Genomic DNA, 25715 nt, shown 5'->3' with positions numbered 1-25715 from the left:
GGTCGGGGGGCGGGGGCTCAGCCGCCGGAGCTGCCCTTGTGGCTGCCGCTGTCGCCGTCCCCGCCGAAGCCGCCGCGGTCGACGCCGCCGCCGCTGCTCGACCCGCCGGAACCGCCGGAGCCCTTGCCCGGCTTGCTCAGGGAGCCGCCGTCGACCCAGGAGCCCTGCTTCTTGCCGCCGTAGTACCAGACGCCGTTCGACGTGCTCTTGGAGGACTTGCAGTTCTTGTCGGCGACGACCTTGTACCCCTTGGCGAGGGTGTAGCTGTCGCGGTCGACGCAGCGCTTGTCGGGGTCGGAGGAGCAGGCGGTGAGGGCGGTGGCGAGCAGCCCCACGCCTCCGAGCACGACCGTGCCCGAACGAAGTCGTCGACGCGTTTCCGCCATGTCCGTGTCTCCCCCTGTGCGCATCGCCCGTACGGCGATTTCCGGTCGACAGCCTAGACATGGGGGTGGGAGCGCCCGAAGGCGGCCCGCGGGCGGCCCGCTCGCCTACAGTCCGTTTCGTGCTCTTGGGAATGGTGTGCGCGCTCGGCGCGGCGGTCTGCTTCGGTGCGGCGACGGTGTTGCAGGCGATGGCGGCGCGGGCGGCGGCCGCCGAGGGCGGCGCCGGGAGCGGCCGCGGCGGGGACGCGGCGCTGCTGCTGCGGGCCGTGCGGCAGTGGCGGTATCTGGCGGGGCTGGGGCTGGACGGGCTGGGCTTCGTGTTCCAGATCGTCGCGCTGCGGTCGGTGCCGATCTACGCCGTGGGGGCGGCCCTCGCGTCGAGCCTCGCGGTGACGGCGGTGGTCGCCGCGCGACTGCTGCACGTACGGCTGAGCCGGATCGAGTGGGCGGCCGTGGCGGTGGTGTGCGCGGGGCTCGCGATGCTGGGGCTGGCATCCGGCGCGGAGGGCGAGGAGAGCGGGCCGGCGGCCCTGCCGTGGGCGATGCTCGGCGCGGCCGTCGCGATGCTGCTGTTGGGGCTGGTCGGCGGGCGGCTGCCGGAGCGGGGACGGCCGCTGGTGCTGGGCCTCGGCGCGGGGTGCGGGTTCGGGGTGGTGGAGGTGGCGGTGCGGTTGATCGACTCGGTGTCCCCCGTGGAGCTGCTGACCGATCCGGCCCTGTACGCGCTGCTGCTGGGCGGCGGGGCCGCGTTCCTGCTGCTGACGACGGCCCTGCAGCGGGGGTCGGTGACGACGGCCACGGCGGGGATGGTGATCGGGGAGACGATCGGGCCGGCGCTGGTGGGCGTGGTGTGGCTGGGCGACCGCACCCGGGAGGGGCTGGCGTGGCTGGCCGTGCTGGGCTTCGCGGTCGCCGTCGCGGGCGCGCTGGCGCTCGCCCGGTTCGGGGAGGCGCCGGAAACGGCGTCGCCTTCGGAATGAAGGTCTCCGCATGACCTCGGCTGCCCGTCCGGTGATCAACCGGATGCGCAGCCGTTCTTTTTCTTTTCGATTCCGTCCGCAGGGGTGACGAGACCCGTCGAAAGCCTCTTTTCGGACAGCGGGTGACAGTCGTGAAAGTTTGAAGAACCTGTGAACGCAAGCGCTCTCTGGCGCGTACTCGACGGTGTGACCAGTAATCCCGTCACCGTCACCACCGCTTATCACGTGGTGCCGGGCCGAGAGGCCGACTTTCATTCCTGGGGGTGGGGCATGTTGGGCGCGAGCGCACAGCAGCCCGGATTCCTGGGAGGTGGTGTGCTCGTCGACGAAGGGGCGGAATGGCATGTGGTCTATCGCTTCGTCAGCGAAGGCGCGGCGCGCGCCTGGGAGGAATCGGCCGCCCGGGTGCGGTGGGACGCCCGGGCGCACGGCATCGCCCGGCAGACGGACCGCCGAAGCGTGCGGGGGGCGAAAGCGTGGTTCGACGCCCAGGCGCCCGCGCCGAAGCCGCCTGCCCCGCCGGGCCCGCCGTCGAAATGGAAGTTGTGGTTCGTGAATATGAGCGCCGTTTTCCCGCCGGTGCTCCTCTTCAATATCATTGTGCTTCCCTATCTCGGCGGACTCAATCCTTTCGTGCGCACGCTGCTGTTATGTCTCTGCGTGACGGCCCTCGTCACCTGGATTCTCATGCCCCGCCTCCAGCGTTTCTTCAAGAAATGGCTGTATCCACCGCTCCAGGCACTCCGCGGTCGCCACAAACGCACCGCGTAGGCCAGAGAACGACCCTAGGGAGGTGGGCGGGTGAAAACCCTGCTCATCGACAATTACGACTCGTACACGTACAACCTTTTCCAGCTGATCGCCGAGGTCAACGGCGAGGAGCCGGTGGTGATCCTCAACGACGCCCCGGCGGACGCCGTCCCCGACCTCACCGCGTTCGACAACGTGGTGGTGTCGCCCGGTCCCGGGCATCCGGCGAAGGCGCGTGACTTCGGCATCAGCGCCCGCGTGCTGGCCGAGTCCCCGCTGCCGGTGCTCGGCGTCTGCCTCGGCCACCAGGGCATCGCGCTCGGAGAGGGCGGCCTGGTGTCGGCCGCCCCGCAGCCCCGGCACGGGCATCTGTCGGCCGTCCGGCACGACGAGCGGGACCTGTTCCAGGGGCTGCCCCAGAACTTCACCGCCGTCCGCTACCACTCGCTGGCCGTGCGCGAGCCGCTGCCCGACTCGCTGGAGGCCACGGCCTGGGCGGAGGACGGCGTCCTGATGGGTCTGCGGCACCGTGAACGGCCGCTGTGGGGCGTGCAGTTCCACCCGGAGTCGGTGCTCACCGAGTACGGCCACCGGATGCTGGTGAACTTCCGCAACCTCACGGCCGAGCGGGCGCGCAAGACGCGGACGAAGAACACCGCGGTCACGCCCGCGGCCGCCGCGATGCCGCGGCAGAGGGTGACCGTCCCCGGCCCGCGCCGGGCGGGCGGCCCCGCCTACCGGCTGCACACCCGCCGCATCGCTGTGGCGATCGACGCGGAGGCCGCCTTCACCCGGCTGCACGCCGACTCGCCCCGGGCGTTCTGGCTGGACAGCGCCCGGGTCGAGCGCGGCCTGTCCCGCTTCTCGTTCTTCGGCGACGACAGCGGCCCCCTCGCCGAGTTCGTCCGGTACGACGTGGAGGCCGGGCGCTGCGAGATCGAGCGGGCCGGACGGCCGACGCGCAAGGTCCGGGCGAGCGTCTTCGACTACCTCAAGCGGCAGCTCGCGAGCCGCCGGGTCGACGCCACCGGGCTGCCCTTCGACTTCACCGGCGGCTACGTCGGCTACTTCGGCTACGAGACGAAGGCCGACTGCGGCTCCCCGAACCGGCACCGCTCCGCCGTCCCGGACGCCTGCTGGCTGTTCGCCGACCGGCTGGTCGCGGTGGACCACCAGACGGGCTTCACCTACGCCGTCTGCCTGGCCGAGGACACCCCGCAGGCCGCCCTGGAGGCCGCCGACTGGCTCGAGAGCACGCTGGCCCGGCTCACCTCGCTGCCCGCGGAGTCCGACCGGACGCCGGCGCCGGCCCCCGGGCCGTCGGCGCAGGCGGACCTCGGGGCCGTCGAGCCGTGGCTGGTGCGGGACCGCGAGACCTACCTCGCGGACATCGCGGCCTGCCGGCGGGCGCTCGCCGAGGGAGTCAGCTACGAGGTCTGCCTGACCGACGCCGCGCGGTTACCCGCACCGGCCGACGCCCTCGCCTTCTACCGGACGCTGCGCCGCGTCAACCCCGCCCCCTACGCGGCCTTCCTGCGACTCGGCGACCTCGACGTGGCCGGTTCCTCGCCGGAGCGGTTCCTGCGGATCACCCGGGACGGGGTCGCCGAGGCCAAGCCCATCAAGGGCACCGCGCCGCGCGGCGCCGATCCGCTGGAGGACGCCCGGCTGCGGGACGCGCTCGCGGCCGACGCCAAGACGCGCGCCGAGAACCTGATGATCGTCGACCTGCTGCGCAACGACCTGGGTCGGATCTGCCGGACCGGCACCGTGCGGGTCTCCCGGCTCATGGCCGCCGAGACGTACCCGACCGTGCACCAGCTCGTCTCCACCGTGGAGGGACGGCTGCGCGAGGGCGCCGACGCGGTGGACTGCGTGCGCGCCTGCTTCCCCGGCGGCTCGATGACGGGCGCGCCGAAGCTGCGCACGATGGAGATCATCGACGAACTGGAGACCCAGGCGCGCGGCGTGTACGCGGGCGCGCTCGGCTATCTGGGCTGCAGCGGCGGCGCGGACCTGAACATCGTCATCCGCACCGCGGTCATCGCCGACGGCTCGATGCAGCTGGGCGCGGGGGGCGCGATCGTCCTCGACTCCGATCCGGCCGCCGAGTACGACGAGATGCTGCTGAAGACGGCCGCGCAGATGCGGGCCCTGCGGGAGGACGCCGAGGGCGGCGCCGCGGCCCCGCAGCCCGGCCCCGCCGCCGCCGAGGAGGCCTCCCGATGACGACGCGACGCCCCACGGCGGCACCCCGGCCCACGCCGGCTCCCCGGCCCACGGCGGCACCCCGGCCCACGCCGGCTCCTCGGCCCACGGCGGCTCCCCGGGTCACGACGGCGTCCCCCGACGCGCCGGCTCCGCGCGCCTCGGCCGTGCCCCGGGCGAGGCGGGACGGCGACGTCCCCGGCAACCTCGCCGCGCAGCTGGCCGACCTCGCCGAGCGGCGGGGCTGGTCCGGGCGGGCCGCGTTCCACCAGGGGCACCGGCGCTGGACCCACGGCGAGGTGCACGACATCGGGGCACGGGCGGCCGGGGTGCTCGCGGGCCACGGGGTGCGGGCCGGAGACCGGGTGGTGCTCGCGCTGCCCGACGGCATGGCGTGGGTGGCGGCCTTCCTCGGCGTGGCCCGGCTCGGCGCCGTCGCCGTCCTGGTCAATCCCGAACTGCCCGCCGCCGAGCACGCGTTCATGGCCGAGGACAGCGAGGCAGCGCTCTGCCTGACGGGACCGGGGCTGGAGGACCGCTTCGCCGGCCGGGCCCGGCTCGGCGCCGACGAGCTCCTCGCGCTGGCCCCCGCCGCCGAGCCGGCCGCCGTCCGTCCGGTCGACGCGCACACGCCGCTGTACGTGCAGTACACCTCCGGCACCACGGGCCGTCCGAAGGGCGTGGTGCACGCGCACGGCGACCCGAAGGCCTACCACGACCTGATCGGCCGGCGGCTGCTCGGGATCACCGAGGAGGACGTCACCCTGTCGGTGTCGAAGCTGTACTTCGCGTACGGCTTCGGCAACGCCTTCGCCTTCCCGCTGTTCTCCGGGTCGTCCGCCGTCCTGGTGGACCGGCGTCCGACGCCCGCCGCCGTCGACGAGCTCGTCGCCCGGCACCGTGTCACCCTCCTCTACTCGGTGCCGTCGGCGTACGCGGCGCTGGTCGCCGACCGGGGCAGCGGGCACGGGGACTGCTTCGCCTCGGTGCGCGCCGCGGTGTCGGCCGGCGAGGGCCTGCCGGACGGGCTCGGCGTCCGGGTCGCCGAACTGCTCGGCGCGCCGGTGCTGGAGCAGATCGGCTCCACCGAAGCCGGTCACGCCTTCTGCGCCAACAGCCTCGGCCACGACCGTCCCGGCACCGTCGGGCGTCCCGTGCCGGGGTTCGAGGTGGAGCTGCGCGACCGGGCCGGGCGGCCGGTGCCGGACGGCGCGGAAGGCGAGATGTGGGTACGCGGGCCGACGCTGACGTCCGGCTATCTGAACCGGCCGGAGGAGACCGGACGCACCCTGGTCGGCGGCTGGCTCGCCACCCACGACCGGGCCCGCCGCGAGCCGGACGGCTCCTACCGGCATCTGGGCCGCACCGACGACATGGAGATGGTCGGCGGGATCACCGTCTCCCCGCTGGAGGTGGAGGCCGTGCTGCGGACCCGTCCGGCGGTGCGCGAGGTCGCGGTCGCCGCCGTCATGGACGGGCGCGGCTCCAGCCGGCTGCGCGCCTTCGTGGTCCCCGCCGGCCCGGTCTCCGCCGGTCTCGAGGACGACCTCCTCGCCCTGGCGCGCGACCGGCTCGCCGCCTTCAAGGTGCCGAGGAGCGTCAGCTTCGTGACGTCCCTGCCGCGCACCGCCACCGGAAAACTCCGCCGCCATCTGGTCCGCCAGGGGGCGTGGTGACCCCCGCGGGTCCCTGCCGCTCGGCCGAAGGGAACAGTCATATGTCGCAGCAACGCCTCCTCGCCGACCGCGGGTTCTATCTGGGCCCGCTGTTCCGGCGGGCGGCCGACCGGCACGGCGCCGTGTTCGTCACCCTGGACCGGCCGCTGGACACCCATCCCGGCCTCGGCGTCGACCTCGACTACACGGTCCTCGCCGACGTGGTCGAGGAGCTGTCGGGCCGGCTGTGGTCGGCCGGGGTACGGCCCTCCGAGCAGGTCGCCCTGCACAAGACGGACAACGTCGACGTCATCCTGCTGACCTGCGCGATCTCCCGTATCGGAGCGGTCCCCGTGCTGCTCTCGCCCGGCCTCGCGGGCCCGGTCGTCGGGCAGTTGCTGGAGCGGCTCCGGGAGCCCTGGCTGATCACCGACCGAGCCAAGCTGGAAGGTCCGCTGAAGGGCGTCGACGTCCATGTGCGGCGGACGCTGTCCGTCGACGACGCGCCCGGCGCCGAGCCGCTGGGCGGGTTCGCCTGCGACGGGCCTCCCGCGCCCGTGCGGCTGCACCCCCGCGAGCCCGCGCTGATCACCCACAGCTCCGGCACCACCGGCGTCCCCAAGCTGGCCGTGCACTGCCCGAACACCATGTGGAACCGGCTGGTCCCGCAGCAGGCGATGGGCTGGCCCACCCGCGGCGAGACGGCCGCGCTGCACATGTCGTTCGTGCACTCGCGCTTCTACCACCTGCTCGGCGTCCTGCTGCGCTTCGGCAGCCCGCTCGTGCTGATCACCGACCCGGACCCGGCCGCCGTACGGCCGCTGCTGGTCCGTCACCGGCCCGGCATCGTCGAGACCCACCCCAACACGTTCGTGCTGTGGGAGGAGCTGGCCGACGCGCCCGGCGCCCCGCTGTCCCGGGTGAAGTCGTACGGGTCCACGTTCGACGCGATCCACCCGCGCACCGTGCGCCGGCTGCTGGGCGCGTCGAAACGCCGTGCGCCCTGGCTGGTCCAGCTGTACGGGCAGAGCGAGACGGGGCCGGTAGCGGTCCAGTGGTTCACCCGGCGCAGCGCGCAGCGGGCGGACGGCCGCCGGGTCGGAACGGGCATCCCCGGCTTCACCCGGCTGCGGATCACCGGCCCCGACGGCAGACCCGTCGCGCCCGGCACGCCCGGCCGTATCGAGGCGCGCACCCGGGGGCGCATCCTCACCTACCTCGGAGCGCGGGCGCAGTACGAGCGCCAGCTCGACGACGGGTGGTGGCAGATGGGCGACATGGGCGTCCTGAACCGGCTGGGCGCACTGCGTCTGATCGACCGTGAGATCGACCGGATCGACGCCGTGCACAGCAGCCTGGAGGTGGAGGACGCGCTGATGGAACGGCTGGAGGAGCTGCGCGAGGTGGTCATCGTGCCCGGCGCGGACCGGGAGCCGGTGCCGGTGGTGTGCGTGCGGGGCGAGCGACCGCTCGATGCGGAGCGCTGGCGGGCGGCCACGGCCGATCTGCCCGCGATGGCCGAGCCGCGGCAGTGGCGGTTCGAGGAGCTGCCGATGACGGCGACCTGGAAGGTGAAGCGGGTGGAGATCACCCGCATGCTGACCGGGACGCCGCGGGGCGTGCACGCGTGAACCCGGCCGTCGTCGTGAACCCGGCCGTCGTCGTGGGCGCGGGCCCCGTCGGTCTGTCGGCGGCGCTCGCGCTGCGCGCGCACGGCCTGCCGGCGCTGGTGCTGGAGGCGGATCCCGAGGACCGCGAACGGCCGGGCAGCCGCGCTCTGTTCGTGCACCGCGAGACCCTCGCGCTGCTCGACGGGGCGGCTCCGGGGCTGGCCGCCGAGATCACCGCCTACGGACGCACCTGGCACACCCGGCGGACCCTGTACCGGGGCCGCGAGGTGTACGCCCGCACGTTCCCGCCCCGGTCCGGCCCTTCGACGGCGCTGCCGCCCTTCACCAGCCTGCGGCAGGTGGACACCGAGCGGTTCCTGCGCGCCGCCTGCGCACGGGCGGGGGTCGAGTTCGTGTGGGGGGCGCGCGTCACGGACGTGCGCACCACCCCGGACGGGGCCGTGCTGAGCGGCGAGGACGGGCGGGAGTGGCGCGCCGGGCACGTGGTCGCCGCCGACGGGGCGCGCTCGGCGGTCCGGCGTGCTCTGGGCATCGCCATGGAGGGCGTGCGCGGCGAGGGCTTCCACGTCGTCGTGGACGTGGCCGACGTGCCCGGCGCCGAACTGCCGCTGGAGCGCGTCTTCCACTACGAGCACCCGGGGGTGGGCGGCCGCAGCGTGATGCGGGTGCCGTTCACCGGGGGCTTCCAGGTCGACCTGCAGTGCCGCGACGACGACGCGCAGGAGGCCTTCGGCACCGAGGAAGCCGTACGAAAATGGCTGCCGGCGATCGTCGGCGACGGGTACGACCGCCGCATCCTGTGGGTGTCGACGTACCGCTTCCTGCGCAAGGTCGCCGCGTCGTACACCGATCCGCACCGACGGGCGCTGCTCGTCGGCGAGGCGGCGCACCTGTTCCCGCCGTTCGGGGCGCGCGGCATGAACAGCGGCATCGCCGACGCGGTCGCGGCGGCCGGGGCCGTCGCCGCCGGCACGGACCGGGCCGTCGAGGAGTTCGCCGGGACGCGTCGGACGGCGGGGCTGTTCAACAGCGCCGCCGCTGGGCTCGCGCTGGAGCATCTGCGCCCCCGGCGCCGGACCGTACGGCTCCGGCAGCGGGCGGCGGCGGCCCTCGCACCGGTGCTGCCCTCGTGCGGGTCATGGCTGGAGCACGCGCCGTACGGGCCCCGGGACGGCGCGCCGGCGGCGGCCGGCAAGTACTGAGCGGGACGTCCGGAGAGGAACAGACGATGACGCAGACGATGACGCAGGCGATGGCGCGGACGATGGCGCACAGGATGACGCAGGCGGCGACGGTGGAGGGGCTGTCGGGGTGGACGTCGGCCGGAGGGCTGGCGCCCGCTGCCGAGGCCGGCGGGCGGTTGCTCGTCGCGGACTCGTGGCTGGTCCGCGACGGCCGGGTGCGCGGTCTCGAACGGCACCGGGAACGGTTCCTGCGGGCCTGCGGCGAGTGCAGCGGTCCGCCGCTGCGCCGACTTGTCGAGTTCTGGCGGGACATGACGGCCGCCCTGCCGCGGTCCGGCGATTGGTTCCCCCGGGTGGAACTCGCCGCCGGTTCGCTGGAGTTGCGGCTGCTGTTGCGGCACGCCCCGCAACTCGAGCCGGACGTCCGGGTCTGGGCCGCGGGCCAGCCCGATCCGCGGACCATGCCGCGTCGCAAGGGGCCCGACCTCGACGCGCTGGCCCGGGTGCGCCGCCGGGCGTCCGGTGCGGGCGCGACGGAGGCGGTGCTGGTCGCGCCCTCCGGCGCCGTGCTGGAGGCGGCCACCGCGAGCGTCCTGTGGTGGGAGGACGACACGCTGTGTCTGCCGCCGCCCAGGCTGCCGGTGCTGGCCGGGGTGACCGGTCAGCTGATCCAGGAACGGGCCCACCGCCTCGGCGTCCGGGTCGCGCACCGCGAGCGGACGCCCGCAGAGCTGGACGGCCGGGAGGTGTGGCTGGCGAACGCGCTGCACGGCATCCGCCCCGTGACGGCCTGGGCGGGAGGTCCGCTCACCCCCGGTCCGGCGGTGCGGGCGGCGGAATGGCGGCGGTGGCTGGAAGCGCAGAGCGAGCCGCTGCCCCGGGCGTGAGGAAGCGGGCGGAGAGGAAGCGACGAAAAGGACACGGGCGAAGAGGACACGGACAGCCGCGGAACAGAAATGCGAGCGCCGGAGGATATGGCCGGCGCCCGCATTTCCGCGCTTCCCTGAATTCCCTCGCCATTCCCCCGGCGGTTTCGCCGGCTGATGGAATTCTCGTTATTTCTTCGCGGGCTGGTAGGCGCCCGGAACCATGCGCGTCGCGACGGCTATGCGGTTGTAGGCGTTGATGACGGTGGCCGCCCAGATCAGCGCGGCGAGCTGCGCCTCGTCGAAGACCTCCGCCGCCTCGGCGTACACCGCGTCCGGCACGTGACCGTCGTGCACCAGGGTCACGGCCTCGGCCAACGCCAGTGCGGCGCGCTCGCGTACAGAGAAGAAGGGGGTCTCCCGCCAGGCGTTCAGCGCGTAGATGCGCTGCTCGGTCTCGCCTTCGGCGCGGGCGTCCTTGGTGTGCATGTCGAGGCAGAACGCGCAGCCGTTGAGCTGCGAGGCGCGAATCCTGACCAGCTCCAGGATCTCGGGTTCGACCTTGGCGTCGCGCGCGGCGGAAACCGCGGCGCCGTGCAGGGCGCCCATCGCGGCGGAGACGTCGGGGGTTGTCTTCTTGAGCGCCACCCGGGACACGGAATTACTGTTCGTCATGGGTGGGACTGTATCCGGGAAATTCCAGGAAATCTATCCGGGAAAAAGAATTCCGGAGCCGTTGTCACCGGCCGGAAGAGCGGCGCACAAGGCCTCCAGCGCGCCGGACCACGCATGGTCCGGCGGGGTGCCGTACCCCACGACCAGGGCGTCCAGCGGGGCGGCGACCGCGCCGGCGTGCCGATGGCGCGGGGCGAGACCGTCGACCGCCAGACCCTGCCGGGCCGCCGCCCGCACCACGTCAGCCTCCGTGCCCGGCGGCAGGCGCAGCACAGCGTGCAGGCCCGCCGCGATGCCCGTGACCCGGATCGCCGGGGCCCGCTCGGCCAGGGCGGCGACCAGCGCGTCACGGCGCCGGCGGTAGCGCGTGCGCATGGCCCGCACATGACGGTCGTACGCGCCCGAGACGATGAACTCCGCGAGCGTCAGCTGGTCGAGGACCCCGGAGGTGTCCACCCCTCCCTTGGCCGCCGTCACCTCCTCGGTCACGCCCGGCGGCAGCACCATCCAGCCCAGCCGCAGACCGGGCGCCAGCGACTTGCTCGCCGTGCCCAGGTACACCACGTGATCGGGGTCGAGCCCCTGGAGGGCGCCGACGGACTGGCGGTCGTAGCGGAACTCGCCGTCGTAGTCGTCCTCCAGGACCAGACCGCCGGTGCGCCGCGCCCAGTCCACGACGGCCGCCCGGCGGTCGTGGTGCAGGGGCACGCCCATCGGGAACTGGTGGGCGGGGGTGAGCAGGACCGCGCCGGCGTCCGTCGACCCGACCGCCGGGTCCGTGCCCCGGTCGTCGAACGGCAGTGCGGTGGTGGCCAGTCCCGCCGCCGCCAGCAGCCACCAGTGCTCGTCCAGGCCGTAGGACTCGACGGCCACCGAGTGGGCCCGGCGGGCCCGCAGGACCTTCGCGAGCAGGCTGAGGCCGTGCGCGAACCCGGCGCACACCACGATGCGTTCGGGGTCGGCGCGCACCCCGCGGGCGCGGGAGAGGTAGCCGGCGAGCGCGGTGCGCAGTTCCACCCGGCCTCGCGTGTCGCCGTAGCCGAAGGCGTCGTACGGGGCCGCGGCGAGGGCGCGGCGGGCCGCCCTGAGCCATGCGCCGCGCGGGAAGGACGCGAGGTCGGGGCTGCCGGGCCGCAGGTCGTGGACGGGCCGGTGGTCCGCGGGGCGGTGGGGGGCCGAGTTCGCCGGAGGCACGACGTGCCGTTCGGACACCCGGGTGCCCGAGCCCTGGCGGGCGGTGAGCCAGCCCTCGGCGACCAGGTCGGTGTAGGCGTCGGCGACCGTGTTGCGGGCGACGCCCAGGTCGGCCGCGAGGGAGCGGGAGGAGGGCAGCCGGGTGCCGGGCGGCAGCCGGCCGCTGCGGACCGCCTCGCGCAGGCCGTCTGTCAGGCCCCGCCGCACCTGCGGTCCGGTCGGCTCCACGTGCAGGTCGACCCCGAAAGTGGCCCATGGTTCCGCCATGGAAATGGACCATACTCCTGGGCTGCCTGACACCTAGGGTCGAGGTCATGACGACCGACGCACCCGCCCCGACCAGCCCGACGAGCACGGTGACCAGCCCGACGACCAGCCCCACGACCATCTCCGCCACCGGCCCGGCCGCCGGCTCCACGACCGGCGCCCCCGCCGCTCCGGCCACCGGCGAGCGGGCGGACTGCGCGCCCGAGCACACCCCCCGGCTGAACTGGTCCGCGCACGCCCCCGAGGTGTACAAGGCGATGCTCCGGCTCGACGCCGCCGCCCGTAAGGGCCTCGACCCGAAGCTGCTGGAACTGGTGAAGATCCGGGCCTCGCAGCTCAACCGCTGCGCGCTCTGCGTCGACATGCACAGCAAGGACGCGCTCGCGGCGGGCGAGAGCGTCGAGCGGATCGTCCAGCTCAGCGCCTGGGAGGAGTCGGGGCACTTCTACACGGAGCGGGAGCTCGCGGCGCTGGCGCTGACCGAGGCGGTGACGGTGCTGACGGAGGGCTTCGTGCCGGACGCGGTGTACGCGAGGGCGGCCGAGCACTTCGACGAGCCCGCACTCGCGCAGCTGATCGCCGCGATCACGGTGATCAACGCCTGGAACCGGTTCGGCGTGACATGCCGGCTGGTGCCGGGGCACTACCGGCCGGGGCAGCACAGGTGAGCCGGACGGACGACGTCGACCACGAGGAGTGGACACCATGAGTGAGGCGGAGGACTTCCGCCGGCTGCACCACGGCCGGCTGCCGGGCGACCCCCTGGTCCTGCCCGGCCCGTGGGACGCGGCCAGCGCCCGGGTCTTCGCCGAGGCGGGCTTCCCGGCGCTCGCGACGCCCAGCGCGGGCGTCGCCGCCTCCCTCGGGTACGCCGACGGGCAGACCCCGGCGGACGAGATGTTCGCGGCGGTCGCCCGGATCGTGCGGGCGGTGGACGTACCGGTGTCCGCGGACGTCGAGGACGGGTACGGGCTGGCGCCGAAGGAACTGGTGGAGCGGCTGCTGGAGACGGGCGCCGTCGGCTGCAATCTGGAGGACTCCGTCGGCGGGGTCCTGAAGGATCCGCGGGAGCACGCCGAGTGGCTGGCGCGGGTGCGGGCGGAGGCGGGCGGCCTGCTCTTCGTGAACGCGCGCGTGGACGTCTTCGAGTACGGCGACGACGCCGGCGACCCCGAACGGGCCGTCGAGCGGGCCATCGAGCGGGCCGCGCTGTACGTGGCGGCCGGCGCCGACTGCGTCTACCCGATCGGCGCGCCGACCCGTCTGCTGCCGCTGCTGCGGTCGGGGGTCCAGGGCCCGCTCAACGTGGGCGGCCGGGTGGACGGCGAAGGCCCCTCGCCCGCCGGGCTCGGCGAACTCGGGGCCACGCGCGTCACGTTCGGGCCGGGTCTCCAGCGGCGGGCGGCGGCCGCCCTGCGGGAGATCAGCGCCGGTCTGGCGTAACGGCGGCGGGCGGCGCGCTCACCGCGCTCACCCCGCGGAGCGCGCTCAGGACAGCCACGCCTTCCACTTCGAGGCGTGGCCGTCCACCCACTGCTTCGCCGCCTCCTCCGGAGTCATCTTCTGGTCGGCGATGGCCAGGGACACCTCGTTCTGGTCCTCGGTCGTCCACTTGAACTTCTTCAGGAAGGCGGCCGCCTTCCCGCCGTCCTTCGCGAAGCCGGCGTTGAGGTACTTCTGCAGCGGGGTGTGCGGGTAGCCGCAGGCGACCTTCTCCGGGTCGGCGTCGCAGCCCTCCTTGTAGGCGGGCAGCTTCACCTCGGTCATCGGGACCTTCTTGAAGAGCCACTGCGGCGCGTACCAGTAGGTGAGGAAGGGCTTCTTCTCCTTGGCGAACTGCCGCATCTGGGTGATCTGGGCGGCCTCCGAGCCGGCGAACACGACCTGGAAGTCCAGGTCCAGGTTGTTCACCAGCGCCTTGTCGTTGGTGACGTAGGAGGGCGAGCCGTCCATCAGCTGGCCCTTGCCGCCGCTCTCCGCGGTGGCGAACTGCGCCGCGTACTTGTTCAGGTTCTTCCAGTTCGTGACGTCCGGGTGCTGCTTCGCGAAGTACGTCGGCACGAACCAGCCGATGTGCCCGGTCACGCCGAGGTCGCCGCCGGGCGTGATCGTCTTCTTGTCCTTGACGTAGCGCTGTTCCTGCTCGGGGTGGCCCCAGTCCTCCAGGATCGCGTCGACCCGGCCCTGGCTGAGCGCGTCCCAGGCGGGCACCTCGTCGACCTGCACGGTGTCGACGCGGTAGCCCAGCTTGTGTTCCAGGAGGTACTGGGCGACGGCCACGTTGGCCTGGGCTCCCACCCAGGACTGGACGGACAGGGTGAGGCTCTTGGCGCCCTGCGCGTTCGCGAACGGCGAGGCCTGCTTGGTCATGTCGGCGGCGCCGCAGCCCGTCAGAAGGAGCAGCGCGGAGGCGCCGGCCACGGTCGCGGTGGTACGGATGCGCATGTCACGCTCCCTTCTTGGCGCGGCGTTCGGTGGGCTGGGTCACCCGGTCGAGCATCAGGCCGAGGCAGACGATGGCCGCGCCGGCCACCAGCCCCGTGGCGAGGTCGCCCTGGGCGAGGCCGAAGACGACGTCGTAGCCGAGCGCGCCCCCGCCGACCAGGCCGCCGATGATGACGACGGCGAGAACCAGGACCACGCCCTGGTTGAGGGCGAGCAGCAGGGCCGGGCGGGCGAGCGGAAGCTGTACCTGGCGGATCTGCTGGCCGCTGCTCGCGCCGAGCGAGCGGGCCGACTCCAGGGCGGCCGGGTCGACCTGGCGCAGTCCCTGCGCCGTGATGCGGACGACGGCGGGCAGCGCGTAGACGACCGCGGCGGCCACGGCGGGCGCGCGGCCGACGCCGAACAGCGCCACGACCGGGATCAGGTACACGAACTGCGGCATCGTCTGGAAGACGTCGAGGACGGGCCGCAGAAGCCGTTCGAAGCGGTCGCTGCGGGCGGCGGCGACACCGGTCGCGAAGCCCAGCACGAGGGTGACGGCGACCGCGGCGAGGACCTGCGACAGCGTGTCGAGCGACGGCTTCCACACGCCGAGGACGCCGATCGCGGCCATCGCGAGGACGGCGGTGAGCGCGGTGCGCCACGTGCCGATCACCCAGGCGAGCGCGGCGACGATCAGCAGCACCGACCACCAGGGCAGGCCCTGGAGGCCGTCGCGCAGCGGATCGAGGACCCAGGTGGTGAAGTGGCCGGCCCAGTCGGCGGTGCCGCCGATCACCGGGACCCCGGAGTAGAGGTGGTCGGTCATCCAGTCGACGGCCCGGTTGACCGGCTCGGCGATGTTCAGCGTCCAGGCGTCGGGCCAGTCGAGGCGGCCCGCGAGCCGTGCGGCGACCGCGACGACGACGGTCGCGGCGAGCGCGGCCGCCCATCCCGCGCGGCGCGAGAGGCCGCCGCGCCGGGGTCCGGCGCCGGGGTCGCCTTCGCCGTCGCCGGCCGCGCCGGTGACCCGGTCCAGGACGACGGCGAGGAGGACGATCGGGATGCCGGCGGCGAGGGCCGCGCCGACGTCGACCGAGGCGAGCGCCTGGTAGACGCGGTCGCCGAGGCCGCCCGCGCCGATCACCGAGGCGATGACCGCCATGGACAGCGCCATCATGATCGTCTGGTTGAGGCCGAGCAGGAGCTCCTTGCGGGCCAGCGGGATGCGCGCGGTGAGCAGGCGCTGGCGGGCGGTGGCGCCGAGCGACTCGACGGCCTCCAGCACCTCCTTGTCGGCGCCGCGCAGGCCGAGCGAGGTGAGCCGGGCCATCGGCGGCGCGGCGTAGACGACGGTGGCGAGGACGGCCGCGGGGACGCCGATGCCGAAGATCAGGACGACCGGGAGCAGGTAGGCGAACGCGGGCAGCACCTGCATGGTGTCCAGGACGGGGCGCAGGATGCGGTCCATCCGGTCCGAGAGTCCGGCGGCGAGGCCGAGCACGGCGCCGACGGCGACCGACACGAGGACCGCGACGACCATCAGCGCGAGCGTCTGCATGGTCGGGATCCACATGCCGAGCAGTCCGCAGGCCAGGAACGCGACGGCGGTGCCGACGGCCAGTCGCACTCCGGCGACCCGCCAGGCGGTCAGCGCGGCGGCGGCGGTGACGCCCGCCCAGCCGGCCGCGAGCAGCACCAGGTAGACGGCCCGCACGCAGAGCACGACCGCGTTGCTGACGTAGCCGAAGCCGTAGAGGAACAGCGGGTGGCTGTCACGGTTGTCGATGATCCAGTCGCTGGCCTTGCCGAGCGGCTGGGTGAGGTCGACGGTGAGGGCGGCGGGCCAGCTGCCGCTGGCCCACTGGGCGTCGGCGAGCGGCACGAGGACCGCCGCGGCGAGCGCGAGCAGCGCGAGCTTGGCGACCGAGCGGTGTTTGAGGACCCCGGGCAGGGAGACACGGGGGGCGGGTGCGGTGACCGTAGCCATGTCAGACCGCCTCCTTGCGGAGCTCCGTTCCGGCCACGACGTCCAGGAGCCGTTCGTGATCGACGACCCCCAGACACCGGCCGTCCTCCACGACGCACGCCGGCTTGTGGCTGCGCGACACGACCTGGATCGCCTCGGCGACCACCGCGTCGGCGGCGATCGCGCCCGGGTGGCCGGGGCCGCCGCACTCGCCGGCCCGCATGGCCCTGCGGACCGTCATGACCTGCTCGCGCGGGACGTCGCGGACGAACTCGCGGACGTAGTCGTCGGCGGGCGAGCCGACGATCTCCTCCGGGGTGCCGAGCTGCACCACCCTGCCGTCGCGCATCAGGGCGATGCGGTCGCCGAGTTTCAGGGCCTCGCTGAGGTCATGGGTGATGAAGACCATCGTGCGGCCCTCCTCCTGGTGCAGCCGGACGACCTCCTCCTGCATGTCGCGCCGGATCAGCGGGTCGAGGGCGCTGAACGGCTCGTCGAAGAGCAGCACCTCGGGGTCCACGGCGAGCGCGCGGGCCAGTCCGACGCGCTGGCGCTGCCCGCCGGACAGCTCGCTGGGCCTGCGGTGCTCCATGCCCTCCAGGCCTACCTTCTCGACGACCTGCCTGGCCCGGGCGCGGCGCTCGGACCTGCCGACGCCCTGGATCTCCAGGCCGTAGGCCACGTTGTCGACGACGGTGCGGTGCGGGAGCAGGCCGAAGTGCTGGAAGACCATCGCGGCCCGGTGCCGGCGCAGTTCACGCAGCCGGTTCTTGTCCATGGCGCGGACGTCCTCGCCCTCGATGGCGATGCTGCCGGCGGTCGGCTCGATCAGCCGGGTCAGACAGCGCACGAGGGTGGACTTGCCGGAGCCGGACAGGCCCATGACGACGAAGACCTCGCCCTTGCGCACGTCGAAGGAGACGTCCCGGACGGCGGCGGTGCAGCCGGTGCGGGAGCGGAGCTCGGCGGGGGGCAGGGAGGTCAGTTCGGGGTCGCCGGGGACGGTCTCGGCCTTGGGGCCGAACACCTTCCACAGGCCGTCCACCGAGAAGACCGGCGGGCGTTCCTCGATGGTCGTGTGGGCGGTCGTGTCGGTACTGGTGTCGGTGCTCATCAGGCATCGCCTCCGATCAGGTCCACGGCCCGTTCGCCGACCATCAGCACGCCGATCATCGGGTTCACGGCTGTCATGGTCGGGAACACGGAGGCGTCCGCGATGCGGATGCCCTCCATTCCACGGATTCGCAACTGGGGGTCCACGACGGCGAGTTCGTCGTCGGCGGCGCCCATCCTGCAGGTGCCGGCCGGGTGGTAGACGGTGTGCGCGACCTTGCGCGCGTACTCGCTCAGCTCCTCGTCGCCCGTGAGGTGCGGGCCGGGGGCGACCTCGCGCTTGAGCCAGCCGGCCAGCGGCTCGGTCTTCGCGATCTCGCGGGCGATGCGGATGCCGTCGACGAGGGTGCGGCCGTCGTAGTCGTCCTCGTCGGTGAAGTAGCGGAAGTCCAGGGCGGGCTTGACGGCCGGGTCGGCGCTCTGCAGGAAGAGCCGTCCGCGGGACTTCGGCTTGGGGATGTTGGGGGTCATCGACACGCCGTGCGCGGGGCGTTCGTAGCCGAGCCGCTCGGGGTTGTCGGTGAAGGGGACCTGGTAGAAGTGGAACATCAGGTCGGGACCCCGGTGCTCGGGGTCGCGGCGCACGAACAGTCCGGCGTCGGAGTCCATCGCGGAGTTCTCCGGGAGCGGCCCGTGGGTCTCCCAGACGATGACCGACTCGGGGTGGTCGAGCAGGTTCTCGCCGACGCCGGGCAGGTCGTGGGCGACGGGGATGCCGAGCGCGTCCAGGTCGGCCTTGGGGCCGATGCCGGAGTGGAGCAGCAGCCGGGGCGAGTCGATCGCGCCGGCGCAGAGCACGACCTCGCGCCGGGCGCGGACGAGGATCTCCTCGCCGTCCTTGGTGCGTGCGTGCACGCCCCGCGCGTGGGCGCCGTCCAGCTCCAGCCGGTGCGCCCAGGTCTCCAGGAGGATGGTGAGGTTGGGCCGTTCGTCCATCACCGGGTGGAGGTAGGCGACGGAGGCGGACGACCGCTTGTTGGTCTCGGGGTGGTAGGCGAGGTCGAAGAAGCCGACGCCGTCGTCGAAGGGCTTGCTGTTGAAGCCTTCGACGCGGGGCACTCCGGTCGCCTGCCGCGCGGCGTCGACGAAGTCGCGGGCGATGGCGTTGCGGTCCTTCTCGTCGACCGGGACGATGTTGTTCAGCAGGCGCGCGTAGTACGCCTCCATGGGGACCGCGCCCCAGCCGTCGGCGCCGGCCGCCTCCCACTCGTCGAAGTCGGAGGGCAGCGGCTTGAACGCGATGAGCGTGTTGTGGGAGGAGCAGCCGCCGAGGACGCGGGCCCGGCTGTGCCGGATGTGGGAGTTGCCGCGCGGCTGCTCGGTGGTCGGGTAGTCGTAGTCGAGTTCGCCGCCGAGCAGACCCGTCCAGCGGCGCAGGGTGAGGACGTCGTCGCGGCCGACGTCGCTGGGGCCGCCCTCGATGACGGCGACGGTGGTCTCGGGGTTCTCGGTCAGTCGGGAGGCGATGACGGAACCGGCGGTTCCGCCTCCGACTATCACGTAGTCATAGACAGGTGAGGTCTGTGGCATGGGGGGTACTCCAGGGGCGTGCGAAGTCTGTGCGAAGTGCGTTCGGGGCGGGCGGCGGGGCCTGCGGGTGGGTCAGCCCGCGAACCAGCGGACGGGCTTGGGCGCGAGGTTCTGGTAGACGTGCTTGGCCTCGCGGTACTCGGCGAGTCCGGCCGGGCCGAGTTCGCGGCCCACGCCGCTCTTGCCGAAGCCGCCCCACTCCGCCTGCGGCAGATAGGGATGGAAGTCGTTGATCCAGACGGTGCCGTGGCGCAGCCGGCCGGCGACCCGCCGCGCGCGGCCCGCGTCGGAGGTCCAGACGCCGCCGGCGAGGCCGTACTCGGTGTCGTTGGCGAGGGCGACGGCCTCGTCCTCGGTGCGGAAGGTCTCGACGGTGAGGACCGGCCCGAAGACCTCCTCCCGCACGACGCGCATCTCTCGGTGGCAGCGGTCGAGGACGGTGGGCTCGTAGAAGAAGCCCGACTCGGGCCGCTCCGGGGAGGGTTCGGGCCGCCTGCCGCCGGAGCGCAGCACCGCGCCCTCGGCGAGCGCGGAGGCCACGTACTCCTCGGTCTTGGCGCGCTGCTGCTCGGAGACGAGCGGTCCGCACTCGACGCCGTCCTCGGTGCCGCGCCCCAGCCGGATCTTCCCGGCCCGGCGGGCGAGTTCGTCGACGAAGCGGTCGCGGACGGACTCCTCGACGATGAGCCGGGAGCCCGCCGAGCAGACCTGGCCGCTGTGGATGAAGGCCGCGTTGAGGGCCTGGTCGACGGCGGTGTCGAAGCCCTCGTCGGTGGCGCAGGCGTCGGCGAAGACCACGTTGGGGTTCTTGCCGCCGAGTTCGAGGGCGACCTTCTTGACGGTCGGGGCGGCCGCCTGCGCGACCTTCGTGCCGCTGACCAGGCCGCCGGTGAACGACACCAGGTCGACGTCGGGGTGTTCGGCGAGCCGGGCGCCGACCGTGTGCCCGGGGCCGGTGACGATGTTCGCGACGCCGGCCGGAAGCCCCGCCTCGGCGAGCAGGCCGATCAGCGCGACCGTGGTCAGCGGCGTGATCTCGCTCGGCTTGACGACGAACGTGTTGCCGGCGGCCAGCGCCGGAGCGATCTTCCAACTCGCTTGCAACAGCGGATAGTTCCAGGGCGTGATCAGCGCGCACACGCCGACCGGCTCGTGGACGACGACGCTGTGGACGTCGGCCGATCCCGCGTCCACCACCCGGCCCGACGACTCGGCGGCCACCAGACCGGCGAAGTAGCGGAAGGCGTCGGCGACGCAGTCGATGTCGACGCGGCCCTCTTCGAGCGTCTTGCCCGCGTCCCGGCTCTCCAGCAGGCCGAGCCGTTCGCGGTCGCGGACGAGGAGGTCGGCGACGCGGTACAGCAGGGCCGCGCGCTCGACGGCGGGGGTGCGCGGCCACGCGCCCTCGTCGAAGGCGGCACGGGCGGCCGCGACCGCCAGGTCGGTGTCCTTCTCGTCGCCTTCGGCGACCACGGCGAAGGGGCGTCCGTCCGCGGGGTCGATGATCTCGCGGGTGGCTCCGGAGACTGCTTCCAGCCACTCTCCGCCCGAGTGAATCGTCCGGTGCTCTCGCAGCTCCGGCGTGTGCAGCGGTTCGGTCCTGTCGGCCATGATCGGCGTTGCCTTCCGTTCCTGTTCCGTCCCCCTGTGTCACCCCCGGGTCACACGGGGGACCGCGTCCACCTGCCCCCGGTCCCGGATTGCATGCGCAATTCGCGGCCGAAAGTGCCTCGGGTCACGGAACTTGCTCGCATAAGCGGACAAATAGTATCGGGATGACCGAGCGGGCCGAACTCTACAGACAGTTGAATCACTCGCCGTGCCCACTGCGGCGACGCAGAGTCGCGAAGGGGACGCCCCATGCCCGCGAGACGAGTGGTCACCGGCCGCAGCCGACAGCCCCGCAAACGCTTCGCGGAGGGGACTGCGGCTGCACGATGTTCTTCCGACTGCCGGACGGCATCACCGTGGCGTACGCGGAGACCGCTCACCGGGGTGAACCGGTCGAGGAAATCCGAGCAGTTGAGCAACTTCTCCGGCGTGACGATGCGATGCGCGACCCGGCGCTTTCCCCGGCCGAGTCACGAGAGTTCATCATGCGAACGTCGGAGGAAGTGCCGTGCGAGCCACCGACCTGAGCAACGTCACCAGGCGCAGGTCCGCCTGGCGCAAGTCCGCCTGGCGCAGGTCCAGCTACGACAACCCGGACGGCGGGGCGGGTGCCTCGAAGTCCCCCCGATCACGTTCCGGCCGTCGTCCCGGTCCAGGACAGCAAGGACCCCGGACGCGGAGCGGTCCTCTTCGGGCTCGGCGCCTGGGCGCGCTTCGTCAGCGCCCTCGAGCGGAGCGGAACACGGAGCGGAACGCGAGCGATCCCCGGACGGTCGGACCGTCCGGGGATCGCTGGTGTTCAGGCTCAGATCAGGCCGAGTGCGCGAACCGCCTCGCGCTCCTCCGCCAGCTCCTGCACCGACGCGTCGATGCGGGCGCGGGAGAACTCGTTGACGTCCAGGCCCTGGACGATCTCATAGACGCCGTCCTTCACGGTGACCGGGAAGGAGGAGATCAGGCCCTCCGGGACGCCGTAGGAGCCGTCCGACGGGATGCCCATGGAGGCCCAGTCGCCCTCGGCGGTGCCGTTGACCCAGGTGTGGACGTGGTCGATGGCGGCGTTGGCGGCCGACGCCGCGGACGACGCGCCACGGGCCTCGATGATGGCCGCGCCGCGCTTGGCGACGGTCGGGATGAAGTCCTCGGCCAGCCACTTCTCGTCGTTGACGACCTCGGCGGCGTTCTTGCCGGCGATCGTGGCGTGGAAGATGTCCGGGTACTGGGTGGCGGAGTGGTTGCCCCAGATGGTCAGACGCTTGATGTCGGCGACCGTCGAGCCCGTCTTCTTCGCGAGCTGGGTCAGCGCGCGGTTGTGGTCGAGGCGGGTCATCGCGGTGAAGCGCTCGGCCGGTACGTCCGGCGCGGCGGCCTGGGCGATCAGGGCGTTGGTGTTGGCCGGGTTGCCGACGACGAGGACCTTGATGTCGTCCGCGGCGTGGTCGTTGATGGCCTTGCCCTGGGGCTTGAAGATGCCGCCGTTGGCCTCGAGGAGGTCACCGCGCTCCATGCCCTTGGTGCGCGGGCGGGCGCCGACGAGGAGGGCCACGTTGGCGCCGTCGAAGGCGACGTCGGCGTCATCGGTGATGTCGATCCCCTGGAGCAGCGGGAACGCGCAGTCGTCCAGCTCCATGGCGGTGCCCTCGGCGGCCTTGAGCGCCGGGGTGATCTCCAGCAGGCGCAGCCTGACCGGCACGTCCGCGCCGAGCAGCTGGCCGGAGGCGATGCGGAAGAGCAGGGCGTAACCGATCTGGCCGGCCGCGCCGGTCACGGTGACGTTCACGGGAGTGCGGGTCATGGCGTTCTCCGTATGACAGCTGTCGGTGGGGCGTCCCTGCCCCGGGTGGGACGTACAAATGATCGATCTCTTGGTATCAAGAGATCCGATCAGCGGTCAGGCTATCGCGCATCCGGGATGCCGGACGTCCGGGGTTGTGTGGCCCGCTTCACAGAGTGCCCCTCGGCGTACGGGAGACCCGCACGAAGCGGCGGCCGCCGGTCCGGGAGAGGGGGATCGGCGACCGCCGTGTGGGGGTGCCGGGTCGTGCCGGACTCCCGTGGGGGTACCGGTTCGCCTTCCCGGAGCGGAGGCGGCTATTCCTGTGCGGCGGCATTTTTTCCGGCCGGTTCCGCCCGGACTCGTCTCAGGGCGTGCGGCCCGTCGGGCCCGAGGCCGGCACCGCGCACGGCCGTCGCGACGGATGCGGCTCAGCCGAAGGCGACCGCGCCTGCGACGGCCGCGAGCAGCAACGCCAGCAGGAGCAGGGCCGCGTAGAGCAGGAGCCGTCCGGCCGGTCCGGGCGCGCCCTGCGGAGCGGGCTCCTCCAGACGGTCCCACCAGGGCACCGTCGGATCCTCGTGGTAGGCCTCGGCCGGGTCGGCGGGAGCGGGCCGCGGCCAGGCCTCGACCGCCAACTCCCAGCGGACGACGTGCCGTTCGGCATCCGCTCCGGCCAGTCCCGCGACCCGGCACAGCGCGGCGACGGCCTGGCGGGGCGGCGGCTGGACGGCGTTGAGATAGCGCTGCCAGGAGGACTTGCTGTACGCGGTGCGCGCGCCGAGCGCGGCAAGACTGAGGCCCGTACCGTCCTTGAGCTGCCGCAACTGTTCCACGAAGTGCCGTACCTCCGACGGCAGCCCGTCCGGCAGCGGCTGCCAGGCGCCCATCCCGCCCACCTTCCCTTCGGTTCGTTGAGGGGACGACGCGGAGCCGCCGGTCGGTTCCCCGGCCGGGGCTGCTGTGGCGGGGCGCGCACACGACAGCGGAACGGTCACTTCCGTGCCACAGCGTTCGGACAGCTGTTGAACAGGCCGTTCACGATGCGAGAACGTGGCACACGTCGGCGGCCCGTCCTTCTCGGGGGATGAGGACGGGCCGCCGGTCGCGTGCCGTCAGCTGCTGCTGACCGTGAAGTGCAGGGTGTCCTTGAGGAACGGGATCTGCAGCCACGGACTGGGCTGCGCCATCAACGCGAGCAGGACGATGACCGTGCCGAGCACCCCGTAGGTCACGATGTCGGTGAAGCGGGAGCGCACCGCGAGCATGCCGACGCCGGGCAGCGTCCAGCGCAGGACCGCGCCGGTCAGCAGTCCGACGCCGATCAGGATCGTGCCGACCCGGAACACGTCGAGAGCGGTCACCAGCAGGCCGAGCGCGACGATGCCCAGCACCACGATGATCGGCCACTGCCGGGCGGCCAGCGCGTCGCCGGGCGCGGCCCGCCCGCCGCCCTCGGGACGCGCGGTGTCCCGGGTGAACTTGGGGAAGCGGCGGGTGGTGCGACGCGGCACGCCGTCGGCGTCGGGCGCGCTGATCGGATCCCGCACCTCGATGCCGTCGCCGTCACCGCCGTCGACCCCGCGGTCCACGGCGTCGCCGACCCCGCCGTCGACCCCGTCCTCGACCCCAGCGGCGCTACGACCGTCGGCGCCGTCCATGTCGTCGGCCTTTCCAAAGACGTGGTCAGCCGACACTGCGCTCCGCCGCCTCGACCACGTTGACGAGCAGCTGGGCGCGGGTCATCGGGCCCACCCCGCCGGGGTTCGGGGAGATCCAGCCGGCCACCTCGCGGACGTCCGGGTGGACGTCGCCGACGATCTTCCCCTCCGCGCTGCGGGAGACGCCGACGTCGAGCACGGCCGCGCCCGGCTTGACGTCCTCCGCCCGGATCAGGTGGGCGGAGCCGGCGGCGGCGACGATGACATCGGCCCGCTTCAGGTGCGCCGAGAGGTCCCTGGTGCCGGTGTGGCACTGCGTCACCGTCGCGTTCTCGCTGCGCCGGGTCAGCAGCAGCGGCATCGGACGGCCGATGGTGACGCCGCGGCCGACGACCACGACCTCGGCGCCCTTGATCTCGACGCCGTACCGGCGCAGCAGCGTGAGCACGCCGTTGGGGGTGCAGGGCAGCGGGGCGGGCTCGCCCAGGACCAGCCTGCCGAGGTTCATCGGGTGCAGGCCGTCGGCGTCCTTCGACGGGTCCATCAGCTCCAGGATCCGGTTCTCGTCGATACCCCTGGGCAGCGGCAGTTGCACGATGTAGCCGGTGCAGGACGGGTCGTCGTTCAGTTCGCGGACGACCGCCTCGATCTCCTCCTGGGTGGCCGTCTCCGGCAGTTCGCGCTGGATGGAGGCGATGCCGACCTCGGCGCAGTCACGGTGTTTGCCGGCCACGTACTTCTGGCTGCCGGGATCGGCGCCGACGAGGATCGTGCCGAGTCCGGGCGTCACGCCCTTCTCCTTCAGCGCCGCCACTCGGGCGGTCAGATCGGACTTGATCTCGGCTGCGGTGGCCTTGCCATCGAGAATCTGGGCGGTCATGGTCCCATCCTCGCGGATGACGGCCTCCCGGTTCCAATCCGGGGAACCCGTACGGGGGCGACGGGTGGGGCCGTCAGGTGTGCGGACGTGATCGTTGATGTTGCACTTGCACAACACATCCTCTTTGCCGCGGAATGCGGCTGGACAACAAACCGGCCATTGCAGAACGATTGACGGCACAGTGCCGCGGGCAGTACCGGGGGGACGAACCGCATCTGTAGAACCTTCCTCCGAGCCAGGCCGCGCGTCCCCGCACTCGAACGCAACGGAGGAAGGACCGCCATGAGTTTCGGCGACCCGAACAACCCCTACGGCCCGCCGCAGGGCCAGCCGCCCGGCTACCCCCCGCAGGGCCCGCCGCCCCAGCAGCCCGGCTACGGCTACCCCACCGCTCCCCAGGGCCAGCCCGGCTACGGCTACCCGCAGGCCCCGCCCGTCCCCCAGGGGTACGGCTACGGCGTCCCGCAGGAGATGCCCGGAATGGTGAAGACCGCCCGGGTGCTGCTGTTCATCGTCGCCGGCTTCCAGTTCCTGGCCGGCGTGTTCATCGGCATCCTGGCCGGCGCCACGCAGGACGCGTCCAACGCGTTCGGCTCCGGCGACGACAGCAGCACGGCGACCGGCATCGCGGTCGCGGTCGCGCTGCTCATGCTGGCGCTGGGCAGCCTGTCGATCTTCCTGGGCGTCAAGTTCAAGTCGGGCCGCGGCGGCATCCGCGTCACCACGATCGTGTACAGCTCGCTGATGATCCTGGGCAGCCTCGCCAACATCGTGAACGGCGCCGGTGGTTCGGGCACGTTCGGCGGCGTCATCTCGCTCGCCTTCGGCGGCATCATCCTCTCCGCGATGATCAGCGGCGGAGCCTGGTTCAACCGCCCGCGCTACTGACCGCGGGCGCGGTGTCGCCGCGAGCGGGGACGGCGCGACACAAGGAGACGGGCGGTCCGGCATGCTGCC

22 protein-coding genes and 1 pseudogene are annotated in these 25715 nt (G+C 73.0%); 11 read left to right on the top strand and 12 right to left on the bottom strand.

Going from position 1 to position 25715, the window contains the following annotated elements; translation table 11 throughout:
• Positions 1 to 17: 17 nt before the first annotated feature.
• A complete protein-coding gene (locus ACN6LD_RS34175; RefSeq protein ID WP_445045189.1) occupies positions 18 to 386 on the bottom strand; it encodes a hypothetical protein in 369 nt (122 codons plus the stop codon).
• A 131-nt stretch (positions 387 to 517) separates the two neighbouring features.
• On the opposite strand from ACN6LD_RS34175, the gene ACN6LD_RS34170 reads away from it, so the two are divergent.
• From ACN6LD_RS34170 to ACN6LD_RS34140, 7 genes are all read left to right on the top strand, one after another.
• A complete protein-coding gene (locus tag ACN6LD_RS34170) occupies positions 518 to 1366 on the top strand; it encodes a DMT family protein (protein ID WP_319191617.1) in 849 nt (282 codons plus the stop codon).
• A 186-nt stretch (positions 1367 to 1552) separates the two neighbouring features.
• Positions 1553 to 2137, top strand: coding sequence for a hypothetical protein (locus tag ACN6LD_RS34165; RefSeq protein WP_319191581.1), 585 nt, complete (start codon positions 1553 to 1555; stop codon positions 2135 to 2137).
• Between the two features lie 30 nt (positions 2138 to 2167).
• Complete coding sequence (gene pabB / locus ACN6LD_RS34160; RefSeq protein WP_319191583.1) at positions 2168 to 4345, top strand: aminodeoxychorismate synthase component I; 2178 nt, start codon at positions 2168 to 2170, stop codon at positions 4343 to 4345.
• Positions 4342 to 6000 carry an AMP-binding protein gene (locus ACN6LD_RS34155; protein ID WP_445045188.1) on the top strand — a complete coding sequence of 553 codons (1659 nt, stop codon included), beginning with the start codon at positions 4342 to 4344 and terminating at the stop codon, positions 5998 to 6000. The genes pabB and ACN6LD_RS34155 overlap by 4 nt, the downstream gene beginning before the upstream one ends.
• A 41-nt stretch (positions 6001 to 6041) precedes the next feature.
• Positions 6042 to 7610, top strand: a complete 1569-nt coding sequence (locus tag ACN6LD_RS34150) for a class I adenylate-forming enzyme family protein (protein ID WP_319191586.1) — start codon at positions 6042 to 6044, stop codon at positions 7608 to 7610.
• Between the two features lie 14 nt (positions 7611 to 7624).
• A complete protein-coding gene (locus ACN6LD_RS34145) occupies positions 7625 to 8812 on the top strand; it encodes an FAD-dependent monooxygenase (protein ID WP_319191619.1) in 1188 nt (395 codons plus the stop codon).
• Between the two features lie 74 nt (positions 8813 to 8886).
• On the top strand, positions 8887 to 9681 hold the full coding sequence (locus ACN6LD_RS34140; RefSeq protein WP_319191621.1) for an aminotransferase class IV: 795 nt from the start codon (positions 8887 to 8889) through the stop codon (positions 9679 to 9681).
• A gap of 168 nt (positions 9682 to 9849) precedes the next feature.
• Here ACN6LD_RS34140 and ACN6LD_RS34135 read toward each other — a convergent pair whose 3' ends face one another.
• Together ACN6LD_RS34135 and pdxR are read right to left on the bottom strand one after the other, a co-directional pair.
• Positions 9850 to 10335 (bottom strand): carboxymuconolactone decarboxylase family protein, encoded by a 486-nt coding sequence (locus tag ACN6LD_RS34135; protein ID WP_445045187.1) that lies wholly within the window; start codon positions 10333 to 10335, stop codon positions 9850 to 9852.
• A 33-nt stretch (positions 10336 to 10368) separates the two neighbouring features.
• On the bottom strand, positions 10369 to 11796 hold the full coding sequence (gene pdxR / locus ACN6LD_RS34130; RefSeq protein WP_319191590.1) for a MocR-like pyridoxine biosynthesis transcription factor PdxR: 1428 nt from the start codon (positions 11794 to 11796) through the stop codon (positions 10369 to 10371).
• A gap of 47 nt (positions 11797 to 11843) precedes the next feature.
• Here pdxR and ACN6LD_RS34125 point away from each other — a divergent pair, with 47 nt between their 5' ends.
• Both ACN6LD_RS34125 and ACN6LD_RS34120 read left to right on the top strand, forming a co-directional pair.
• Entirely contained in the window at positions 11844 to 12464 is a 621-nt protein-coding gene (locus ACN6LD_RS34125) for a carboxymuconolactone decarboxylase family protein (protein ID WP_445045186.1), read from the top strand.
• Between the two features lie 37 nt (positions 12465 to 12501).
• Positions 12502 to 13239, top strand: a complete 738-nt coding sequence (locus ACN6LD_RS34120; protein WP_445045185.1) for an isocitrate lyase/PEP mutase family protein — start codon at positions 12502 to 12504, stop codon at positions 13237 to 13239.
• A gap of 45 nt (positions 13240 to 13284) precedes the next feature.
• Here ACN6LD_RS34120 and ACN6LD_RS34115 read toward each other — a convergent pair whose 3' ends face one another.
• From ACN6LD_RS34115 to ACN6LD_RS34095, 5 genes are all read right to left on the bottom strand, one after another.
• Positions 13285 to 14241: an ABC transporter substrate-binding protein gene (locus ACN6LD_RS34115; protein ID WP_445045184.1), complete on the bottom strand. Its 957-nt coding sequence runs from the start codon at positions 14239 to 14241 to the stop codon at positions 13285 to 13287.
• Position 14242: 1 nt separating this feature from the next.
• Positions 14243 to 16210, bottom strand: a complete 1968-nt coding sequence (locus tag ACN6LD_RS34110) for an ABC transporter permease (RefSeq protein WP_445045183.1) — start codon at positions 16208 to 16210, stop codon at positions 14243 to 14245.
• 1 nt (position 16211) lies between these two features.
• A complete protein-coding gene (locus tag ACN6LD_RS34105) occupies positions 16212 to 17303 on the bottom strand; it encodes a quaternary amine ABC transporter ATP-binding protein (RefSeq protein WP_445045182.1) in 1092 nt (363 codons plus the stop codon).
• Positions 17303 to 18832 carry a GMC family oxidoreductase gene (locus ACN6LD_RS34100; protein WP_445045181.1) on the bottom strand — a complete coding sequence of 510 codons (1530 nt, stop codon included), beginning with the start codon at positions 18830 to 18832 and terminating at the stop codon, positions 17303 to 17305. Before ACN6LD_RS34100 ends, ACN6LD_RS34105 begins: the two co-directional genes overlap by 1 nt.
• Before the next feature lie 72 nt (positions 18833 to 18904).
• Positions 18905 to 20443: an aldehyde dehydrogenase family protein gene (locus tag ACN6LD_RS34095; RefSeq protein ID WP_445045180.1), complete on the bottom strand. Its 1539-nt coding sequence runs from the start codon at positions 20441 to 20443 to the stop codon at positions 18905 to 18907.
• Positions 20444 to 20769: 326 nt separating this feature from the next.
• Between ACN6LD_RS34095 and ACN6LD_RS34090 the strand changes: the two are divergent.
• Positions 20770 to 20970: pseudogene (locus tag ACN6LD_RS34090) on the top strand (Scr1 family TA system antitoxin-like transcriptional regulator); the annotation flags it as partial.
• A 278-nt stretch (positions 20971 to 21248) separates the two neighbouring features.
• Here ACN6LD_RS34090 and ACN6LD_RS34085 read toward each other — a convergent pair.
• The 4 genes from ACN6LD_RS34085 to ACN6LD_RS34070 all read right to left on the bottom strand — a co-directional run bounded on the left by ACN6LD_RS34085 (position 21249) and on the right by ACN6LD_RS34070 (position 24758).
• Positions 21249 to 22238, bottom strand: coding sequence for a malate dehydrogenase (locus tag ACN6LD_RS34085; RefSeq protein ID WP_319191605.1), 990 nt, complete (start codon positions 22236 to 22238; stop codon positions 21249 to 21251).
• Positions 22239 to 22648: 410 nt separating this feature from the next.
• The gene (locus ACN6LD_RS34080) at positions 22649 to 23107 is read right to left on the bottom strand and encodes a helix-turn-helix domain-containing protein (protein WP_319191607.1); all 459 of its coding nucleotides are present in this window, start codon (positions 23105 to 23107) and stop codon (positions 22649 to 22651) included.
• Between the two features lie 225 nt (positions 23108 to 23332).
• Positions 23333 to 23878, bottom strand: a complete 546-nt coding sequence (locus ACN6LD_RS34075; RefSeq protein WP_445045192.1) for a DUF3017 domain-containing protein — start codon at positions 23876 to 23878, stop codon at positions 23333 to 23335.
• Between the two features lie 25 nt (positions 23879 to 23903).
• Positions 23904 to 24758: a bifunctional methylenetetrahydrofolate dehydrogenase/methenyltetrahydrofolate cyclohydrolase gene (locus ACN6LD_RS34070; protein WP_445045179.1), complete on the bottom strand. Its 855-nt coding sequence runs from the start codon at positions 24756 to 24758 to the stop codon at positions 23904 to 23906.
• Between the two features lie 282 nt (positions 24759 to 25040).
• Here ACN6LD_RS34070 and ACN6LD_RS34065 point away from each other — a divergent pair, with 282 nt between their 5' ends.
• Complete coding sequence (locus ACN6LD_RS34065; protein ID WP_319191612.1) at positions 25041 to 25646, top strand: hypothetical protein; 606 nt, start codon at positions 25041 to 25043, stop codon at positions 25644 to 25646.
• Positions 25647 to 25715 lie beyond the last annotated feature (69 nt).

The organism is Streptomyces sp. SAS_272, assembly GCF_052543235.1.
Note: the sequence above shows the minus strand (reverse complement) of the source record. Positions and strands in the feature narration are given on the sequence as shown.